Annotated in this window: 19 protein-coding genes and 1 tRNA gene; 12 read left to right on the top strand and 8 right to left on the bottom strand. The window is 71.7% G+C overall.

Annotation, left to right across the window (positions count from 1 at the left end):
- Window positions 1-19 precede the first annotated feature (19 nt).
- The 3 genes from ACIBFB_RS21585 to ACIBFB_RS21575 form a co-directional block, all read right to left on the bottom strand.
- Window positions 20-178, bottom strand: coding sequence for a hypothetical protein (locus tag ACIBFB_RS21585; RefSeq protein WP_397232833.1), 159 nt, complete (start codon window positions 176-178; stop codon window positions 20-22).
- Between the two features lie 137 nt (window positions 179-315).
- Window positions 316-732 carry an ATP-binding protein gene (locus ACIBFB_RS21580; RefSeq protein WP_397232831.1) on the bottom strand — a complete coding sequence of 139 codons (417 nt, stop codon included), beginning with the start codon at window positions 730-732 and terminating at the stop codon, window positions 316-318.
- Window positions 729-992, bottom strand: coding sequence for a hypothetical protein (locus ACIBFB_RS21575; protein ID WP_397232829.1), 264 nt, complete (start codon window positions 990-992; stop codon window positions 729-731). Before ACIBFB_RS21575 ends, ACIBFB_RS21580 begins: the two co-directional genes overlap by 4 nt.
- Before the next feature lie 224 nt (window positions 993-1,216).
- Here ACIBFB_RS21575 and ACIBFB_RS21570 point away from each other — a divergent pair, with 224 nt between their 5' ends.
- From ACIBFB_RS21570 to ACIBFB_RS21560, 3 genes are all read left to right on the top strand, one after another.
- Window positions 1,217-2,041 carry a Scr1 family TA system antitoxin-like transcriptional regulator gene (locus tag ACIBFB_RS21570; protein ID WP_397232827.1) on the top strand — a complete coding sequence of 275 codons (825 nt, stop codon included), beginning with the start codon at window positions 1,217-1,219 and terminating at the stop codon, window positions 2,039-2,041.
- Window positions 2,038-2,214 (top strand): DUF397 domain-containing protein, encoded by a 177-nt coding sequence (locus ACIBFB_RS21565; protein ID WP_397232825.1) that lies wholly within the window; start codon window positions 2,038-2,040, stop codon window positions 2,212-2,214. The genes ACIBFB_RS21570 and ACIBFB_RS21565 overlap by 4 nt, the downstream gene beginning before the upstream one ends.
- 117 nt (window positions 2,215-2,331) lie before the next feature.
- Entirely contained in the window at window positions 2,332-2,535 is a 204-nt protein-coding gene (locus ACIBFB_RS21560; RefSeq protein WP_397232823.1) for a DUF397 domain-containing protein, read from the top strand.
- A 347-nt stretch (window positions 2,536-2,882) separates the two neighbouring features.
- Here ACIBFB_RS21560 and ACIBFB_RS21555 read toward each other — a convergent pair.
- Window positions 2,883-2,955, bottom strand: a tRNA-Lys gene (locus tag ACIBFB_RS21555).
- A 176-nt stretch (window positions 2,956-3,131) separates the two neighbouring features.
- Window positions 3,132-4,262: an undecaprenyl-diphosphate phosphatase gene (locus ACIBFB_RS21550; protein WP_397232821.1), complete on the bottom strand. Its 1,131-nt coding sequence runs from the start codon at window positions 4,260-4,262 to the stop codon at window positions 3,132-3,134.
- A gap of 269 nt (window positions 4,263-4,531) precedes the next feature.
- Here ACIBFB_RS21550 and ACIBFB_RS21545 point away from each other — a divergent pair, with 269 nt between their 5' ends.
- From ACIBFB_RS21545 to ACIBFB_RS21535, 3 genes are all read left to right on the top strand, one after another.
- Window positions 4,532-4,924, top strand: a complete 393-nt coding sequence (locus ACIBFB_RS21545) for a PPOX class F420-dependent oxidoreductase (RefSeq protein WP_397232819.1) — start codon at window positions 4,532-4,534, stop codon at window positions 4,922-4,924.
- Between the two features lie 127 nt (window positions 4,925-5,051).
- Window positions 5,052-5,660, top strand: coding sequence for a TetR/AcrR family transcriptional regulator (locus ACIBFB_RS21540; RefSeq protein WP_397233063.1), 609 nt, complete (start codon window positions 5,052-5,054; stop codon window positions 5,658-5,660).
- 55 nt (window positions 5,661-5,715) lie between these two features.
- Window positions 5,716-7,287, top strand: a complete 1,572-nt coding sequence (locus tag ACIBFB_RS21535) for an MDR family MFS transporter (RefSeq protein WP_397232817.1) — start codon at window positions 5,716-5,718, stop codon at window positions 7,285-7,287.
- Window positions 7,288-7,456: 169 nt separating this feature from the next.
- Here the strand turns inward: ACIBFB_RS21535 and ACIBFB_RS21530 are convergent, their stop codons facing one another.
- Window positions 7,457-8,725 (bottom strand): FAD-dependent oxidoreductase, encoded by a 1,269-nt coding sequence (locus ACIBFB_RS21530; RefSeq protein WP_397232815.1) that lies wholly within the window; start codon window positions 8,723-8,725, stop codon window positions 7,457-7,459.
- 112 nt (window positions 8,726-8,837) lie between these two features.
- Here ACIBFB_RS21530 and ACIBFB_RS21525 point away from each other — a divergent pair, with 112 nt between their 5' ends.
- From ACIBFB_RS21525 to ACIBFB_RS21500, 6 genes are all read left to right on the top strand, one after another.
- The gene (locus ACIBFB_RS21525) at window positions 8,838-9,509 is read left to right on the top strand and encodes a TetR/AcrR family transcriptional regulator (RefSeq protein WP_397232813.1); all 672 of its coding nucleotides are present in this window, start codon (window positions 8,838-8,840) and stop codon (window positions 9,507-9,509) included.
- Window positions 9,510-9,768: 259 nt separating this feature from the next.
- A complete protein-coding gene (locus tag ACIBFB_RS21520; RefSeq protein ID WP_397232811.1) occupies window positions 9,769-10,023 on the top strand; it encodes a PspC domain-containing protein in 255 nt (84 codons plus the stop codon).
- A 304-nt stretch (window positions 10,024-10,327) separates the two neighbouring features.
- Window positions 10,328-11,908 carry an FAD-binding oxidoreductase gene (locus tag ACIBFB_RS21515; protein ID WP_397232809.1) on the top strand — a complete coding sequence of 527 codons (1,581 nt, stop codon included), beginning with the start codon at window positions 10,328-10,330 and terminating at the stop codon, window positions 11,906-11,908.
- A gap of 60 nt (window positions 11,909-11,968) precedes the next feature.
- Window positions 11,969-12,883 carry an SDR family oxidoreductase gene (locus ACIBFB_RS21510; protein ID WP_397232807.1) on the top strand — a complete coding sequence of 305 codons (915 nt, stop codon included), beginning with the start codon at window positions 11,969-11,971 and terminating at the stop codon, window positions 12,881-12,883.
- A gap of 84 nt (window positions 12,884-12,967) precedes the next feature.
- On the top strand, window positions 12,968-13,111 hold the full coding sequence (locus ACIBFB_RS21505; protein WP_397232805.1) for a hypothetical protein: 144 nt from the start codon (window positions 12,968-12,970) through the stop codon (window positions 13,109-13,111).
- Between the two features lie 9 nt (window positions 13,112-13,120).
- Complete coding sequence (locus ACIBFB_RS21500) at window positions 13,121-15,919, top strand: AAA family ATPase (protein ID WP_397232803.1); 2,799 nt, start codon at window positions 13,121-13,123, stop codon at window positions 15,917-15,919.
- A 20-nt stretch (window positions 15,920-15,939) separates the two neighbouring features.
- Here the strand turns inward: ACIBFB_RS21500 and ACIBFB_RS21495 are convergent, their stop codons facing one another.
- Both ACIBFB_RS21495 and ACIBFB_RS21490 read right to left on the bottom strand, forming a co-directional pair.
- The gene (locus tag ACIBFB_RS21495; RefSeq protein WP_397232801.1) at window positions 15,940-16,386 is read right to left on the bottom strand and encodes a hypothetical protein; all 447 of its coding nucleotides are present in this window, start codon (window positions 16,384-16,386) and stop codon (window positions 15,940-15,942) included.
- Window positions 16,387-16,397: 11 nt separating this feature from the next.
- Window positions 16,398-18,047, bottom strand: coding sequence for an MFS transporter (locus tag ACIBFB_RS21490; protein ID WP_397232799.1), 1,650 nt, complete (start codon window positions 18,045-18,047; stop codon window positions 16,398-16,400).
- Window positions 18,048-18,140: the final 93 nt, after the last annotated feature.

Raw genomic sequence — 18,140 nt, 5'->3', positions numbered from 1 at the left:
GGGGGCTCCTCAGGGGTTCCTAGTGGAAGCCGTCGTTGGTGTCGGAGCGGCCGGTGCCGCCGCCGTCGGAGGGCTGGTCGCCGCGCGAGCGCAGGGCGGCGATCTCCTCGACCGCGATGAGCAGGCCGTTGTCGGGGGCCGTCCGCGGGGCGGGGGCCTGGGTGGTGTCCGTTGCCATCAGGGGTTCACTCCTTGGATGAGGGTTCGGTGCCTGCCGGGTCGGTAGCGCCGAAAGGGGGTGCTCGGGCCATGGCCATGGGTGACGGCTTTCTCATCGCGGGAGGTCTCGTGGACTCCGGTGGCGGTTGCCCCGGCTCACCGTGCGATCTCCGCGTACACCCCGGTCCCGACCGTCAGCACTCCCCACTCCAGGCACAGGGCCTCGACCAGGAGGAGGCCACGACCGTGGGTCGATGAGGCGTTCCGGGGGCGCATCCTGGGGGTGCGGCCGGGTTTGGGGCCGGCGTCCTTGACCGCGACCCTGATGCGGTCCTGGTGGACATAGAGGCGGAGGGTGACGTTCTCGCCGGGCAGGCCGCTGCGGGTGTGAGTGAGAGCGTTCGTGACCAGCTCCGATGTCACGAGGGGCAGCATGTCGGGGACCGCGATGTCCCAGGTGCGAAGGGTGGACACGACCCAGGTGCGGGCGAGCGCGACCGTGGTGAGGGTTTCTCCCGGGAAGGTGCGCCGCGCCTGGTGGAGCGCCTGCCGAACCGGAGCCGTCGCGGTCACCGCCCTGCCCGCTCTCGGTATGCGGACTCGGCAGCCAGCGAGAGTTCGAGAGCGGCCACGGTCGGTGCGAAGAGCGCGGCCCGGAAACCGCAGGCGATCTCCTCGGCGGTGAGCGGTGCCCGGTCGTAGGCGACCCACTGCCTTTCGGGAATGGCGCGGGGCAGAAGGCGCACCACCCACCCGGGGTAGTGGAGGCCGACGATGTGGGTCAACGTGCGCAGCCCTGGAGGGACGGCGTCCAGGACGGTAGAATTCGGCATGTTCTCACCTCTGGTGTAGGGGTGAGGGCCGTACCCGGGGCTGGTCGCACAGCTGCCGGGGTTCTTATTGCACCCTCACCGAGAAGCGATTCCGTGGCGCTTTCGTGCCACTCGGTACGCACACCCTCGCTGACCAGCACCGCAGCGTCCAGAGACGTGCCATTTCTGGAGAGCGAATCGAAGAACCACTATCAAGGTGATGCTTTCCGTGGTTATCTGTTTCCATGGCAGGGAAACGCGTCAATGTCGACCGAGTAGCACTGGAGCAATTTGCAACTGAACTGACCCGCTTGAGAACTAAATACGATTTGTCGCAAAGATCCCTCGGGAAGCTCACGCGAGTCTCTGGCCAGCAGGTAGGCGCGATCGAACGCTGCCAGAGAAGCCCCTCCAAAGAGTTCGCGGAGATGGCCGACGAAGCACTAGGTGCCAACGGAGCGCTACTGAACCTGTGGCCATCAGGTCGCAGCGCCCCGTCGCGGTGGCTTCAGAAGTATGTGGACCTGGAATTGAAAGCGCAGGTGATCCAGCAGTTTCAGGTTCAGGTGGTACCTGCGCTGCTGCAAACAGAAGACTACGCTCGTGCGACCTTGGAGGCGGCGTACCCGCCCAGCCCTCCCGCGAAGGTCGCCGAGTTGCTCAACTCACGGCTTCAGAGGCAGAAGCTGCTGGACAAGGAGACACCCCCGATCGTCCAGTACGTGGTCGATGAGGCCGCTCTGCACCGGGTGATCGGTGGACCCGACACCATGAGGGCACAGTTCCTGCACATGCTCGATGTCATCGCGGTTCGGCCGTTCGTTACGCTGCAAGTCCTGCCCTTCAGGCGGGGAGCCCGGGCAGCACTGGAAGGCACCTTCACACTGCTCGGCATGACGCTGGTGGAATACCTGGCGTATGGCGAGACTGCTGGTCGTGGCAACATCTACACCGAGCCAGAGATCGTCGCGGTGAACATGCACCGGTTCGGGGCGCTCAGGTCATTCGCGCTGGACCCGGACGAGAGTGCACAGATGATCCGATCACTCGCGGAAAAGGAACCGTCATGAACTCCCCTCAGCACCCCTGGCACAAGTCGAGCTACAGCAGCAGCACCGGTGAGTGCGTTGAGGTCTCCGAGGGGCGGGAGACCCTCATGCGCGACACACGGAACCGAGAGCTTGGACAAGTCTCCGTGTCGGCTGCGGAGTGGTCGGCGTTGATCAACGCCATCACCAAGTAGGGCTTCGACCTGACGAGGGTAGGTCCCGCACCAAGCGCGGTGGTGCGGGACCGATCCGTATCCGAACCGTCTCGGGCCGTCCAGTGCGAGCCTGGGTCTTCAAAAGGGGTTGGAGCGATGAACAAATCACCGGTGTCGCCTGGCACGGACTGGCACAAGAGCAACTACAGCAACGGGGGCACCAACTGCGTCGAGGCGCGTGAGGGCTCGCAGGGAGCCGACCTGCGCGACTCGCAGAACCCCCTCCTGGGTCACCTGAGTTTCGCCTCCCCGGAGTGGGCCGGGCTCCTCCAGGGCATCAAGACCGGCCTCCTGGCCTGACCCACCGCACACTCACCACCAAGCCCCGGAACCACCGCTTCCGAGGCTCCTCCGCCCTTGCTCCCCTTTCACGCGGTGGCACCTCTGACCTGCGGGGATGGAGTAACGGATTATGCGTCCGCTGGAAGTGGGCGTCCGCCAACGGATTTCCGGAGGAGCGGAGCGAAAGCTCCCGGATCATCCGGGTTTGGAAGGCGCTGAACAGGGGTGTTGCTCCGGGTTGCTCGGCGAGGTGGGAGACACGGCGAAGACAATGGAGCACGTTCGGAGCAATCGGCGGTTGCCGGAGACGAGAAAAACCCAGGACAGGCGCCTTGAAAAGGGCCTCTGACCTGGGGTTTTGTGGGTAGGCCCCCAGGGGCTCGAACCCTGAACCCACGGATTAAAAGTCCGTTGCTCTGCCAATTGAGCTAGGGGCCCGCGATCCGCCTCGGAGCCACGGTCCGGGCGTTCGCCGCAGACTACTCTACCCCAGCAGCACGGGATCCGGGCGGCTGGACCGATCGGCGCGACGGGGGCCGCCCGGCGCCTCCAGCGGCGGGCGGCCCCCGTTCGGGCGGGGCGTCCGTGGCGCCCGGGCGCCACGCGCGCGGAGGTCACCCGACGGTCTCGTACCGCTCCATGGGGTCGTACTGCTCGCCGGTCACCGGGTTGGTGGCCAGCCCGCTGACAGGGTCGTAGTTGACGTCCATCCCGAGTTCGGGGTCGTAGTACAGCCCCGTGCCCGGGTTGCGCGGCAGACCCACCTCGGGGTCGATCTCCCACCCGGTCGTCGGGTCGACGCTCGGGATCTCGGGGGACGGCTCCTCCGAGGGTTCCGGGGAGGGCGTGGCCTCGGGCGTCTCCTCCGCCGGAGCCGTCTCCTCCGCGTGGACCTCGCCGCGGCCGGGCTGCGACTCGGCCCCGCCCTGCGGGTTGAGCACGCCGAAGCTGACCAGGGTCAGGATGAGGATGCCCAGCCCCACGCGGTAGTAGACGAACGGCATGAAGCTGTGCGTGGAGATGAACTTCATCAGCCAGGCGATCACGGCGAACCCGGAGACACCCGCGATCACGGTGCCCACGATGGTGGCCGTCCACCCCGCGTACTCGTTGCCGCCGATGTCGGTGAGCTTGTACACGCCCGCGCCGAACACGGCGGGCAGCGCGAGCAGGAAGGAGTACTCGGCGGCGTCCTTGCGGTTGAAGCCCAGGAGCATCCCGCCGGTGATGGTTCCGCCGGACCGCGACACGCCCGGGATGAGCGCGAGGGCCTGGAAGAGTCCGAAGGTCAGGCCCCGGCTGACGGTGAGGTCCTCCAGGCTGCGGTGCTTGCGCGAGTAGCGGTCCACGACGCCGAGGACGACGCCGAAGACGATGAGGGTGAGCGCGATCAGGCGCAGGTCGCGGAAGACGCTGTCGATCTGCTCCTCGAAGAGCAGGCCGAGGACGACGATGGGGACCGAGCCGATGATGACGTACCAGCCCATGCGCGCGTTGATGTCTCCGCGCAGCTCCCGGTCGACCAGGGACCTGAACCACGTGGACAGGATCGCCCAGATGCGTTTCCTGAAGTAGATCACCACCGCGATCTCGGTGCCGATCTGGCTGACCGCGGTGAAGGCGGCGCCCGGATCGTGCCAGCCGAAGAGCGCCGAGACCACGCGCAGGTGGCCGCTGGAGGAGATGGGCAGGAACTCGGTGAGCCCTTGGACCAGGCCGAGGACGATTGCTTCGAAGAGGGACACGGAGGGGTCTGCTCCTGGGTGTATCTGCTCCGGTCCGGGTCGCTGGTGGCAACGTCGAAGGGGCCGGGCGCGTTCGGTGGGACAAGGGGGACAACGGGCAGCTTACTGAGGTTCCCGGTCCACATGTCGACACGTGCGCCCACCCGGACCCGTTCGGGTCGCGACCGCCGCGCCCGCGGGGGGCACGCCGAGCCGTCCGCCTTCTTTGCGCTCCCCCCGCCGATTGGTCTACTCGGAGTCGTCAACCCAGCCGACGAGGAGAGCACACCATGGCAGTCGTCCCCGAGGACCGGCAGGACATCCTCACCAAGCGCGCGTTCGGGCACGTGGCCACCATCGGCCCGCAGGGCGAGCCCCACTCGAGCCCCGTCTGGATTGACTGGGACGGGGAGTTCCTGAAGTTCAGCCAGACCAGGTCCCGGCAGAAGCTCCGCAACCTCGACCGCGACAACCGGGTCGCGGTCTCCGTCGTCGATCCCGACAACCCGTACCGCTACGTCGAGGTGCGCGGGGTCGTGGACCGGGTGGAGGACGACGCCGACCTGGCCTTCATCAACGCGATGGCCCAGAAGTACCTCGACAAGGCGGTCTACCCCTGGCACCGGCCCACCGACGAGAGGGTGGTGGTGTACGTCCGGCCCGTGCACACGACGACGATGTAGCCGGACGGGCACGGTTCGACGGCTCCGCCCTCGGGTGGGGCCGTCTTCCGTTGCGCGAAGTGAAACAATACACATTGAGAAAGCTTGCATGGCATGCAACTATTGGACGTGCACGGGGGAGGACACCATGGGACTGCGTGAACGCAAGAAGCAGGCCACGCGCCGCGCCCTGCAGGAGGCGGCCGCCAGGCTCACGCTCGAGCGCGGCCTGGAGCACGTCACCGTGGAGGAGATCGCGGCCGAGGCCGACGTCTCCACACGCACGTTCTTCAACTACTTCGCCACCAAGGAGGAGGCCGTCGTCGGCGACGTCCCGACGGCCCCCGACGAGGAGACCCGGCGGACGTTCGTCGAGGGCGGGCCCAGCGGCGTGTTCGTCGACGACCTCATCACCGTGCTGACCGACACCCTGCTCAGTTCGGACGACCTCGCCGCGCACCGCGCCGCCATGCGCGCGCGCAAGCGGCTCATGGAGCACGAGCCCCAGCTGGTGCCCGGCATGCTCAGCCGCTTCCACAACCTGGAACTCGAGCTCGGCAGGGCCATCGCCGAGCGGACGGACGCCCCCGACGGGGACGAGCGCCCGCACCTGGTCGCCGCGACCGCCATGGCGGTGATGCGCCACACCCTGAAGTGCCTCAACTTCCGGGAGGGCGAGGGCGCCGCGGACGTGCGGGCGGTCCTGCGCGACGCGTTCCGGCACATCGGCCGGGCCTACGCACCATCCGACGACTGACGCGGAGCCACACCGCCCCAGGGACCTCCCCGGGGTCGTTCTCGAACGGAGTTCCATGCCTTCCACACAAGCAGGGCCCGAGGAGGGCGTCAGCCGCTCACGGCTGCGCTGGATCCTTCTCGCGATCATCCTGACCATCCTCCTGGCCTCGCTGGACCAGACGATCGTGGCCACGGCGCTGCCCACGATCGTCGGCGAGCTGCACGGCCTGGAGCAGCTCTCGTGGGTGGTCACGGCGTACATGCTCGCGGCCACGGTCGGCATGCCCATCTACGGCAAGGCCGGGGACCTCTTCGGCCGCCGCCACGTGTACGTCTTCGCCATCGCGGTGTTCCTCCTCGGCTCCGTCCTGGCCGGCCTCGCCCAGAACATGCCGCAGCTCATCGCCTTCCGCGCCCTCCAGGGCATCGGCGGCGGCGGCCTCATGATCAGCGCGCAGGCGATCATCGCCGACGTCGTCTCCCCGCGCGAGCGCGGCAAGTACATGGGCGTCATCGGCGCCGTGTTCGGCGTCTCCGCGATCGCCGGTCCACTGCTGGGAGGGTTCTTCACCGATCACCTGGACTGGCGCTGGATCTTCTACATCAACCTGCCGCTCGGCGCGATCGCCCTGGTCACGGCGGCCACGATGATCCGCCTGCCCCAGCCGACGGGCCCCCGGCCCAGGCTGGACTACCTGGGGACCATCCTGCTGGCGACGACGAGTGTGTGCCTGGTCCTGCTCACCAGCTGGGCCGGGACCACCTACGACTGGGTCAGCCCGCAGATCCTGGGGCTGGCGGCGGGCGCGGTCCTGGCGGCCGTCCTGTTCGTCGTGGTGGAGCGGCGCGCGGCCGAGCCGATCATTCCGCTGCGGCTCTTCGCCGACCGCAACTTCGTGCTCACCGCCCTCATCGGCGTCACCGTCGGCATCGCGATGTTCTCCACGGTCTCCTATCTGCCCACGTTCCTCCAGATGGTCAACGGCGCCACCGCCACCGAGTCGGGGCTGCTCATGCTCCCGATGGTGTTCGGAATGCTCACCAGCACCATCACCACCGGACGGCTCATCAGCGCGACCGGACGCTACAAGCACTGGCCGATCATCGGCACCGCCGTCATCGCGGTGGGCCTGGTGCTGCTCTCCCAGATGGACGCGGACACGCCCTACCTCTACAACGGCCTCGGCATGCTGGTGCTGGGTCTGGGGGTCGGCATGGTGATGCAGAACCTCGTGCTCATCGTGCAGAACTCGGCGCCCCGCAGCGACCTGGGCTCGGCGACCTCGGCGAACAACTACTTCCGCCAGATCGGCGCGTCCTTCGGCATCGCGGTGTTCGGTTCGATCTTCGTCTCCCGCCTCAACGAGCGGATGGCCGACCTCCCGGGCGGCGGTCTGGCGTTCGAGGGCGGCGAGGCCGGGATCAGCTCCATGACCCCCGAGATGCTCCAGGGCCTGCCCGATCCGGTGCGCGAGTTCGTCGTGGAGGCGTTCGCCGGGGCGCTCCCGCCGATCTTCCTCCTCGCCGTCCCCATCGTGCTGGCCGGCTTCGTGCTCAGCTGGTTCGTCCAGGAACACCCGCTCGCCACGACCGTCGGGGAGCCGGAGCAGCCCGAACCGGAGAAGGACACCGTCCCGGCGGCCTGACCGGGGAGGCCCTGGCGGCCCGGACGGCACGCCCGGGCCCCGGACGCCCCGCGCCCGGGCCGGTCGGCCCGGGCTCGGGGCGGCTCCGGCCGAGCACCGTGCGGCGGTACTGTCGGCGGTGTCTCCAGCACCAGGAGCGCACCGGGCGGTGCCCGGGCCGCGCCGGGCGTCAGCCGCGCATGTGCGGGCGGGTGCGGTCCAACGGGGCCAGGGCGCCGCTCAGGTGTTCGGGCCGCAGACCGATCGCGACCGCTCTGCCCGCCAGCCGGGTGAAGCCCTTCCAGTGGCGCAGGACCCGCAGGGGCGCAGGCATCCGCAGTGGTGCCGCGGGCGCCTCGGCGCCGCCCAGGGAGTCCGCCACGAACCTCCGCTGCGCGGCCCGCTGCGCCGCCTGGGTGAGCACGGTGGGCAGCCACCGGCGCCGCTGCACGCGTCCGAGGTCCCTGTCGGTCACGTGCCCGCGCCGTAGGGCGGGGGTCAGGTGGCGGGCCGCCGCCACCGCGTCCTGGATCGCCAGGTTCACGCCCACGCCCGCGATCGGCGACATCGCGTGGGCGGCGTCGCCGATCAGCAGTGCGCCCGGCACCCACCAGCGCGGGAGTCGGTCGATACGTACCTGCAGCACGGCGATGTCCTTCGCCCCGATCGCGGCCATGCGGTCGGCGAGGTGGGGCGCCAGTCGCGTGACGACCGCGCGTACGGAGGCGCCGTCATCGGCGCGCGCCGCCTCGGCCCGGCCTTTGCCGATCAGCAGGGCCGTCTGCCAGTAGTGGCCCCGGTCGATCAGGATCAGGCCGCCCGAGGCGGAGAACCGCAGGACCGTGTGCCCGGGGTCGCCGAGCTCGCGCGGAACGCGCATGTAGAGGACGTCGTGCGCGGCGCCCCAGTCCTTGGGTCGCAGGCCCAGGCGGTCGCGTACGGTCGAGTGGCGCCCGTCGGTCGCCACCACCACAGCGGCCCGCAGGGTGTGCTCGCGGCCGGTGTCCCGGTCGGTGTACCGCACCCCGCGTACGGTCTCCCCTTCCCGGATCAGGTCGGTGACCTCGGCGTCGCGGGCCAGGTGGAAGCACGGCGACTCCTCGGCGGCCCCGGCGAGCAGGTCGAGGAAGTCCCATTGGGGCACCATCGCGATGTGCCCGTGCCGACCGGGCAGTCGGCTGAAGTCCTGGTGGAACTCACCGTCGTCGAAGCGCATGGTGAGGGTGCTCAGCCGGCGCTGGGGCAGTGCGGCGAAGCGCTCGCCGAGGCCGAGTTCGTCGAGCAGCGCGAGCGTGGAGGCGTGGACGGTGTCGCCGCGGAAGTCGCGCAGGAAGTCGGGGTACTTCTCGAGGACGGCGACCTCCACGCCGGAACGGGCGAGCAGCAGGCCCAGCATCATCCCGGCCGGGCCGCCGCCGACCACGACACAGGGCACGGAGGTCTTCGTGATGGCTCCCATGGCCACCTCCCGAATTAACTGGGGATATTTTCCCCGCTTAGGTCGGAGCGTAGCACAAGCGGGGAGATCGTCCCCGGATACAATCCTCTCGACACTGATCCGGGGAGGCCCCATGAACGAACGCCCGCCACTGCGCGCCGACGCCCGGCGCAACCGCGAACAGATCCTGCGCGCCGCCCACGCGGCCTTCCTCGAACAGGGCCCCGAGGCGCCCCTGGACCGGATCGCCGACCGCGCTGGCGTCGGCAACGCCACGCTCTACCGGCACTTCCCCACCCGCGCCGACCTGGCCACGAGCGTCGTCGTGGAGTCCATGGCGCGGGTCCGGGCCGCAGCCGAGGAGGCGCTGGAGGACGCACCCGACCCCGGGGCCGCACTGCGCCGGTTCGCCACTCGGGTGGTGCAGGGGCGCCTGGTGGCGATGCTGCCCGTCCTGGGATCCCACGTCGACGGCGGCGCGACCTTCCACACGGCCCGTGCGGAGGTCCTGGACGTGCTGGACCGGCTGATCGACGCTGCCCGCACCGACGGCCCCCTGCGGGCCGACGTCGACTCCGGCGAGCTGATCCTGTTCCTGACCGTGCTGTCCCGGCCGCTGCCGGTCCTGTCGACCGGGCTTGACGAGGCCCTGCGCGCACGGATGCTGTGCACGCTGTTGGACGGGCTGTGCTCACCGGATCCGACCGTGCTGCCCGGCGCCGCGCTCGATCCCGACCTCATCACCGAGGATCTGCTCGAACACGACCGGAACGGCGCCCCGCCCGGCGAACCCGGCCCGCCGTGAGCGGGCGTCCCGGTGAGCCCGGCGCTGCCGGGCGGTGCCCGGGGAGTCCGCGACGAACCGCCGCCCGGGTGGACACCGCACGGTGCGCGGGGTGTGCCCCACGCCTCAGGAACGGCGTGTGCCCCGCGGCCGTCCAAGACGGTGCGGGGGCGCGTCGCGGCGCCCCCGTCCCTCCCCTCCCGGGGCTCCGGGGGATGTCAGGGGCGGCCCAGGGCTGTCCCCGATGGGAAACGTCGTCGGTGACCGGCAGGCTGGAGACATGAACGGAAAACTCCAAGGACGCCTCGTCCGCAGTGACTCCGACCGCCTCCTCACCGGTGTCTGCGGCGGCATCGCCGCCTTCCTCGGTGTCGACTCCACGATCGTCCGCGTCGCCTTCGCGGCCTTCGCCCTGCTGGGCGGCGGCGTGTTCGTGTACATCCTCGCGTGGCTGCTCATGCCGGCCGAGAGCGAGAGCCACTCCTTGTTGGAACAGATCATCCGCAACTTCCAGGGAAAGCCGAGCGTGAACTGATGTGGACCCTTCGAGCCCAGCCGGGCTGGCAGCGCCGTGACCTGACGACCCAGCGCGAGGAACGGGAGACCGAGGAGGCCCGCGAGCCCGCCGCCGCGTGCGGCGCGGAGGCCTGAGGGACCGGATCCGCCGCGCCAGGAGCGGCCCGAGCCCTTGCACGGGTCCGTTTCGGTGCGCCCGTCCCGTCCCGTTGCGGACAGACCCGGAGTCCGTAACCCACAGCTTCCACCCGACTACTTTTCGTGCGATCGGGGGCGGGGTATACCGGCCGCGTTCGGTTCTCCTCGCAGTTCGGGCGGCTCGCATGACCCATGGCCACGCCTTCCCTCCGATGACCACCGTCGGCCCCGGCGACAAGCGCTACCCGGCGCTCGCCCGCGGCTTCAACCAACGCTGGATCGCGCGTCCCGACTACGTCCGCCTGGTCGGCTCCCCCGCCGGCGCCGTCCGGGCCCTGTCCGAAGCGGTCAACCAGCACCCCGCCGACCCCACCCGCACCCGGATCACCGTGCGCTCCGGCGGACACTGCTACGAGGACTTCGTCTCCGGCGACGACGTCCGCGTCATCCTCGACGTCAGTCCCATGTGCGGCGTCTACCGCGACCCCGACCTCGAAGCCGACTGCGTGGAGGCGGGCGCCACCAACTGGCACGTGTACAGCCACCTGTACCCGCTCACCGGCCGCGCGCTCCCCGGCGGGTCCTGCTACTCCGTCGGCACCGGCGGCCACGTCACCGGCGGCGGGTTCGGACTGCTGTCCCGCCAGTTCGGCCTCACCGTCGACTACCTCTACGCCGTGGAGGTGGCGGTCGTCCGCCCCAACCGCACGGTCGACCTCGTCGTGGCCACCCGGGACGACCCCGGGACCAACCTCAGGGACCTTCTGTGGGCGCACACCGGAGGCGGCGGCGGGAACTTCGGCCTGGTCACCCGCTTCTGGTTCCGGGACCTCCCCCAGCCGCCCAGGAAGGTCCGCCTCGCCGCCCTGGCCTGGAAGTGGTCGAAGTTCGACAAGGCCGAGTTCGGCAAGCTCGTCTCGGCCTACGGACAGTACTTCCGCGACCACCAGGACCCCGACGAGGCGTCCGGGAAGCTGTTCGCGATGCTCAAGCTCAACCACGTGAGCAACGGGGAGATCGGCCTGCTCGCCCAGGTCGACGACGACGATCCCGGCGGCGAGGAGGCGCTGGCCGACTTCCTCCGCGCCGTCGACGGCGCGATCAGGCCCACCTCCGGTCAGATGAACGCGCCCATGGGTGAGCACCCGCCCCTCCGGGACATGCACACTCCGCGCGTGCTGCCCTGGCTCACCGCCACCCAGGCGCTCAACGGCTCGGGCGAGAACCGGTGCGGCAAGTACAAGTCGGCCTACATGCGCAAGCCCTTCACCACGGCCCAGATCGACGAGATGTGGGCCTACCTGGGCAACGTCCACTACAAGGACTACGTCAACGGGGAGGCGCTCATCCAGATCGACTCCTACGGCGCCGCGATCAACCATCCGCCCCGGGACTCGGCGGTCCCGCAGCGCGACTCGATCATGAAGATGCAGTTCCAGGTGTACTGGAAGCGCACCGAGTCCGACAGCGCGGTCAAGCGGCACGAGGCGTGGATCCGCGACATCTACCGCAAGACGTTCGCCACGAGCGGCGGGGTCCCCGCGATCAACGACCTGACCGACGGCTGCTACGTCAACTACCCCGACGCCGACCTGGGCAGCGGTGAGTGGAACGCCTCCGGCGACGCGTGGCACACGCTCTACTACAAGGACGCCTACACCCGGTTGCAACAGGTGAAGAGGTGCTGGGACCCGCTCGACGTCTTCCGCCACCGGCAGTCGGTCCGGCTGCCCAAGGCCCGGGGAGAGGCGTCCGGGCCGGAATAGCGGTCACGCCAGTCGGTCGACTGATGCCCCGTCGGACGGCTGATCCCTAATGTCGTCCCCATGAACGAGACGAACGAGGGAACGTACCTGGTCACCGGCGCCACGGGCAGGGTCGGAGGACAGGTCGTACGACAGCTGCTCGACGCGGGAGCGACCAATGTGCGCGCGCTGGTGCGGGACCCGTCGGCGGCGCGCCTGCCCACCGGGGTGGAGGTGGTCAGAGGCGACCTGTCCGACCCCGCCTCCCTGGACGCGGCGCTCGACGGCGTGACCCGCGTCTTCCTGGTCTGGCCCACCCTCCAGGCCGACGCCGTCGCCCCGCAGGTCCTGGCCCGGATCACCGATCGCGTCCGCCGGGTGGTCTACCTGTCCTCGATGGGAGCGGGCGCCGCCGATCCCCAGGACCCCGTCAACGGGTCGCACGCCCGGATCGAGCGCATCCTGCGCGAGTCGGGGGTGGAGTGGACCTTCGTGCGCGGTGGGGGCTTCGCGGGCAACGACCTGGCCTGGGCCGAGGAGGTGCGCGACGGGGGTGTGGTCCGCGAGGCGTTCGCGGGATGGCGCAGGTCCGTCGTCCATGAGGCCGACCTCGCCGCCGTCGGCGTCCGCGCGCTGACCACCGACGACCACGTCGGCGCGGTGTTCGCGGTCACCGGACCGGCGGTGCTGAGCCAGGCGGAACGCGTGCGGATCATCGGCGAGGTCACCGGTCTGGACCTGCGCTTCGAGGAGCAGACCCCCGAGGAGGCGCGCGAGGCCTTCCGCGCCTGGCTGCCGGAGGACGCGGTCGAGGACACCATGACCGAGATGGCGACGATGACGCGCGTCCCCGAGCCGGTCACCGCCGACGTCGCCGAGGTGCTCGGCCGCCCCGCGCTCCCCTACCGGCGGTGGGTGGCCGACCACCTGGCGGACTTCCTCCCCGTGGACGCCCCCGAAGGCGTGCCGTCCACGGCCCGGGTGGCGGCCCCGTAGGCGGAGGCGATCGCGCGCGGCGGCTTCCGGACGGTCCTCGACCGCCTGACCGCGCCGGACTGCGTGTGCGTCGCCTCGGACGGCATGACCGGTCCGCCGGTGGTGCTCGGGGTGGAGGACAGGGAGCGGCGGCTGGGCGCCTCCGCCGAGATCTCGCTGTACACCGTCCGGAGCGGCCGGGTCGTGCGGGAGGAGGTGTCCGTCCAGCGACCGCCCGCGGTTCGGTAGCGTGGCCACGTGCTGTGGGGACGGAGCGGGGAGACGGCGAGGATCGACGCGGTCCTCACCCGTGCCCGCTCCGGTCTCGGCGGCGCGCTCGTCCTCAGGGGCGAGGCCGGGATCGGCAAGTCGGCGCTGCTGGAGTACGCCCGGACCAGGGCGACCGGCATGCGTGTCCTGCGCGGAGCCGGGGTCGAGACGGAGAGCGAGCTTCCCTACGCGGGTCTGCACCTGCTGCTGGGCAGGGCCGTGGACCGGGTGGACGCGCTGCCCGGCCCCCAGGCGAGGGCGCTGCGCGGCGCGCTCGGGTCGGCCGACGGCGACGCGCCGAACCGGTTCCTGGTCGGGCTGGCGGTCCTGACCCTGCTGGCCGACCTCGCGGAGACCGGCCCGGTGCTCTGCCTGGTCGACGACGCTCACTGGCTGGACCAGGCCTCGGCTGAGGCGCTGCTGTTCGCGGCCCGGCGGTTGGAGGCGGAACGGGTCGCCGTCCTCTTGGCGGTCCGGGAGCCGCACGCGCCCCAGCTCGCCACACCCCACCTCGACGAACTCCCCGTCCGGCGGCTCCCCCTCGCGGACGCCGAGGAGCTGCTGCGGGAGCGCGCCGCCGACCTCCCGCGCCGGGCGAGGGAACGCGTGCTGGCCGAGGCGGACGGGAACCCGCTGGCGCTGCTGACGCTGTCGGGCGACGGCGGCCCGCACCGCCGGTCCGGCGAACCCGACCGGGTCCAGAGCGCCTTCGCCGAGCGGGTCGCCGCCCTGCCCGAGCCGACGCGCACGCTGGTCCTGGTCGCCGCGGCCGACGACTCCGGCGAGATCGCCGCCGTGCTCCGTGCCGCCGCGGACCTGGGCGCCCGCCGGGACGACCTGCGCCCCGCCGAGCGCGAGGGGCTGCTCCGCGTCGCCGAGGGCCGGGTGGAGTTCGGCCACCCGCTGGTCCGGGCGGCCGTCTACCAGGGGGCGGCCTCGGACGCGCGCGCCGCCGCGCACGGGGCGCTGGCGGCGGTGTTCACGTCGCGCCCCGAGTCCGCGGACCGTCGCGCCTGGCACCTGGCGGCCGCGGCCACGGAACCCGACGAGGACGTCGCCGCCCTCCTGGCGGAGACCGCCGAACGCGCGCGGACACGCGGAGGGCTCTCGGCCGTCTCGGCCGCCTACGAACGCGCCGCCGCGCTGAGCCCCGGCCCCCGGGACCGGAGCCGCCGCACGGTCGCCGCCGCCGAAGCGGCCGTCGACGCCGGCGACCTCGCCCGCGCGGCAGACCTGGTCTCCCGCGTCGACCCGTCCCACGGGGACCTGGCGGAGCGCGCCGCCGCGGCCCGGCTGCACGCGCGCCTCGCCGTGGCCGACGGGAAGGCGGACGAGGCCCATCGGATCCTCTTCGGCGCCGTCCTGGCCGCCGGGGTCGCCGGTCCCGGTTCCGGGGCCGCCGGTCTGGGTGCCGGAGCGACCGGCGGCGCTGCGGCGACCGCACGGGGCGGCGGCGCCGGGGCCGCGGAGGCCGGGGCGCTGTTGGCCGACGCCGTCCGGGCGGCGTGGGTCGCCAACGACTTCGACTGCGTGGCGGGCATCGGCGCGTACGCCGCCCGTTTCCCCGAGGGGGACCTGGCCCGGGCCCTGGCCAGGGCGGCGCTCGCGACCAACCGGCTCGACGACGGGCACGTCGCCGAGGGCGTCCGCGAACTGCGCTCCCTGCTCGCCGAACCCTCCCCGGCCGCCGAGGCGTCGCACGACCGCGTGACCCGCGCCCGGCTGCACCTGGCCGCGGGCGATCTCCACGGCGCCCACCGTCTGGCCGCCGACCTCGAACGCGAGTGCCGCCACCAGGGCGCGTTGGCGGTCCTGCCAGGGGTCCAGGTGGTGCTCGCGCACACCCAGACCCTCCTCGGCCGCCTGCGCGACGCGCACGCGACCGTCGCCGACGGCCTCCGGAACGCGGCGGAGACCCGCCAGGACCACGCCCGTGTGGAGCTCCTGGCGGCCGGGGCCCAGATCGCCGCCCTCCAGGGGGACGACGACCGCTGCCGCGAGCTGGCGTCCGAACCCCTGGAACTCGGCACGGCCCCCGCCTACGCGCAGGCCGCCGCCGCGCTCAGTCTGCTCGACCTCGGTCGCGGCCGCTACGAGGAGGCCGTGGTCCGGTTGGAGGCCGTGGTGGCGGGCGACCGGCCCATGGGGGTCGTCGGCAGTCTGCCCGTCCTGGTCGAGGCGGCGTTCCGCCTGGGACGGCCGGACCGGGCCGCCGACGCGGCCGACCGGTACGCCCTCTGGGCGCGGGCGACGCGGCAGCCCTGGGCCCGGGCGGTGGCGCTGCGGTGCCAGGCCCTGGTCGACGGCTCGGAGGCGGACTTCCAGAGGGCGCTGGAGCTGGACTCGCTCCCCTTCGACCTGGCGCGGACGCGGCTGCTCTACGGGGAGTGGCTGCGCCGCCGGCGGCGGATGACCGAGGCCAGGCGGCATCTGCGCACGGCGTCCGAGGACTTCCTCCGGTGGCGGGCCGAGCCGTGGGCGGCGCGGGCCCGTGCCGAGCTGCGCGCGACGGGGGAGGTCCGCGCGGCCGACACCCTCGCGAGGGACGGCGCCGAGGAGCTGTTGGACCGGCTCACTCCGCAGGAGCTCCAGGTGGTCCGGCTGGCCGCCACCGGACTCAGCAACCGGGAGATCGGCGCGCGGCTGTTCCTGAGCCCGCGCACCGTCGGCCACCACCTGTACAAGGCCTACCCGAAGCTCGGCGTCGCCTCGCGGACCGAGCTGGGCGCGCTGGGCCTGCACCGCCGACCGCCGGAGCTCGGCGCCGCGCGCGCCCCGGCGGGGTGACCGGACCCGCGGACGCCGGGTTACCCCCGGCCGCCCAGGAGGCCGAACAGCAGGTCCCAGTTCCCCGGCAGGGAGGCGTCCGGCGGCCACTCGTCCCAGTGGCCCGTCAGCGTACCGAGCAGGTACCGCAGGTGGCTGTGCCTCGGGGGCATCGGCTCACGGCTCAGCCGTTCGGAGGTCAGCACCCGGTCGGTGTCGTAGCACAGCCCCGACTCCCGTACCGCGTCGTCGACCAGGTCCCTCCAGTAGGCCGCGTCATGGGCGCCGTCGGTCAGGAGCATGTGCTCGCTCGCGAACGCCGCCATCGCGTCGGGGTCGTCGATCAGCGGGGAGACGACCATGTCCCCCTTGTAGTCGAAGCCGAAGTAGTAGCGGCGCCCGTCGATGGTCATGGACTCGATGCCGCCCACGTGGCCGTCCCTGCCGGGCAGCGGCGCGATCCCGCTCGGTGATCCGTTCTCGCTCATGGGGAGTGACCCTAACCGCCGGAGACGACGGGACCGCCCCGGGCGTCCTGCGGCTCCCTCTCCCCGGGGACGTGCCCGTCCCCGGCCTCGCCGGCCGGGACCTCGGCGACGGTCGTCTCCCCGCCGAGGCCCTCCAGGCGCACGCCCCGCAGTGCCCACAGGACGACGAGTCCCACCGGGACCAGCACCGCCGCCGTGAATCCGTATCCCGTCTGCACCGCGACCGTGAACGCCGACCGCGCCGCCTCCAGCAGCTCGGTCCCGATCCCGCCGGGCAGCGTCCCCGCGACCGCCGTCGCACCCCCGACGCTCTCCCCCGCCGCCTCGACCGCGCCGGCCGGGACCTCCTCCAGCCCCGCGCCGTCCAGCAGCCGCCGGTAGACCACCGCGGCCAGGCTGCCCAGGAAGGCGAGGCTGAGCGCGTTGCCGAAACCGCCCGCGACGTCGCCCATCGCGGCGGCCGACCCCGCCTTCCTCAGCGGCGCGGACGCGATGATGAGGTTGTAGCTCAGGGTGAACAGCGGCCCCAGCGCCAACTGGATCACCACCGCCGCGACGACGATCCCCGGCAATGACTCGCCGCCGACGAACCACACCATGGCCACGGCCCCGGCTCCCGCGAGCAGCAGCGCGAACCCCATGACGAACCCCGGGCGCGCCCACCGGTTCAGGACGGTCGGCAGCAGACCGCCGACGATCGAGCCCAGGGCGGGGGCGATCAGCAGGAGACCCGCCCGCCCCGGCGACATCCCCTCCACCGCCTGCAGGTACTGGGCCAGCAGCATGTCGGCCCCGCCCGCGCCCAGCAGCATCAGCAGCATGGCCACCAGGGACACCGAGAACGCGGGCGTCGAGAACAGCCGCAGGTCGAGGAGGGGTTCCGGCGCGCTCAGCTGCCGCCGTACGAACAGCGCCCCGAGCGCCAGCCCCGCCGCGACGCAGAGCAGGTACGGCCACACCGGGGCGCCGGACCCGCTGGCCATGTCGTCGGCCATCTCCTGGAGCCCGAAGATCACCGCGATGACGGCCAGCACCGAGAACACCACGCCGAGCAGGTCCAGGCGCTGTGCCCGTTCCCCCTCCACGCGCGGCAGCAGCGGGGCGAACAGCAGCAGGAGCACCGCCACGGGGACGTTGATGAGGAACACCGAGCCCCAGGAGAAGTACTCCAGGAGCACGCCGCCCAGCGGCGGTCCGATCGCCATCCCCGCCGAGAACGAGCTCATGACCACGGCGATCGCGGCGGAGAACTGACGCGTGTCGGGGAACATCACCCGCAGCAGGGAGGTGATGCTCGGCAGCAGGGAGGCCGCGGCCATCCCCATCACCGCCCGCGTCGCGATGAGCATGAGCGGGTCGAACGAGAACGCCGCGACCAGGGAGGACACGCCGTACACGGCCACCCCGGCCGTGAGCAGCCGCCGGTGCCCCATCCGCGGCCCGAGCCACCCCATGGTGAGCACCACGCCGACCTGGAGGAACGAGGCCACGTGCAGGATCCACAGCAGCTGCGTGCTGCTGGGGGCCAGGTCCGCGGCGATGGCGGGCAGCGCCAGGAACAGGACGGTCATGTCCGTGGCCGACATGAGCAGCGGCAGCGTCAGCACCGCCAGGCCCAGCCACGCACGCCAGGTCGCGGTTCGGGGGATGTCGGTCGCCACGTCGTTCTCCCATGTTCGGAGGGGTCCCAGCGCCCCGACCGTAAGACCTCAACAATGGTTTCGATCAACGCGGCCGAGCGCGGTGTGACGAGC

It is taken from the genome of Nocardiopsis sp. NPDC050513 (assembly GCF_044457925.1).
Taxonomy (GTDB): Bacteria; Actinomycetota; Actinomycetes; order Streptosporangiales; family Streptosporangiaceae; genus Nocardiopsis.
Note: the sequence above shows the minus strand (reverse complement) of the source record. Positions and strands in the feature narration are given on the sequence as shown.

Bases quoted from the DNA above. Each gene is read 5' to 3' on its own strand.
- ACIBFB_RS21535 (WP_397232817.1), top strand. From the start codon at position 5,716: ATGCCTTCCACACAAGCAGGGCCCGAGGAGGGCGTCAGCCGCTCACGG.
- ACIBFB_RS21530 (WP_397232815.1), bottom strand. From the start codon at position 8,725: ATGGGAGCCATCACGAAGACCTCCGTGCCCTGTGTCGTGGTCGGCGGC.
- ACIBFB_RS21525 (WP_397232813.1), top strand. From the start codon at position 8,838: ATGAACGAACGCCCGCCACTGCGCGCCGACGCCCGGCGCAACCGCGAA.
- ACIBFB_RS21560 (WP_397232823.1), top strand. From the start codon at position 2,332: ATGAACAAATCACCGGTGTCGCCTGGCACGGACTGGCACAAGAGCAAC.
- ACIBFB_RS21515 (WP_397232809.1), top strand. From the start codon at position 10,328: ATGACCCATGGCCACGCCTTCCCTCCGATGACCACCGTCGGCCCCGGC.
- ACIBFB_RS21505 (WP_397232805.1), top strand. From the start codon at position 12,968: ATGACCGGTCCGCCGGTGGTGCTCGGGGTGGAGGACAGGGAGCGGCGG.
- ACIBFB_RS21545 (WP_397232819.1), top strand. From the start codon at position 4,532: ATGGCAGTCGTCCCCGAGGACCGGCAGGACATCCTCACCAAGCGCGCG.
- ACIBFB_RS21495 (WP_397232801.1), bottom strand. From the start codon at position 16,386: ATGAGCGAGAACGGATCACCGAGCGGGATCGCGCCGCTGCCCGGCAGG.
- ACIBFB_RS21575 (WP_397232829.1), bottom strand. From the start codon at position 992: ATGCCGAATTCTACCGTCCTGGACGCCGTCCCTCCAGGGCTGCGCACG.
- ACIBFB_RS21520 (WP_397232811.1), top strand. From the start codon at position 9,769: ATGAACGGAAAACTCCAAGGACGCCTCGTCCGCAGTGACTCCGACCGC.
- ACIBFB_RS21565 (WP_397232825.1), top strand. From the start codon at position 2,038: ATGAACTCCCCTCAGCACCCCTGGCACAAGTCGAGCTACAGCAGCAGC.
- ACIBFB_RS21570 (WP_397232827.1), top strand. From the start codon at position 1,217: ATGGCAGGGAAACGCGTCAATGTCGACCGAGTAGCACTGGAGCAATTT.
- ACIBFB_RS21585 (WP_397232833.1), bottom strand. From the start codon at position 178: ATGGCAACGGACACCACCCAGGCCCCCGCCCCGCGGACGGCCCCCGAC.
- ACIBFB_RS21540 (WP_397233063.1), top strand. From the start codon at position 5,052: ATGGGACTGCGTGAACGCAAGAAGCAGGCCACGCGCCGCGCCCTGCAG.
- ACIBFB_RS21510 (WP_397232807.1), top strand. From the start codon at position 11,969: ATGAACGAGACGAACGAGGGAACGTACCTGGTCACCGGCGCCACGGGC.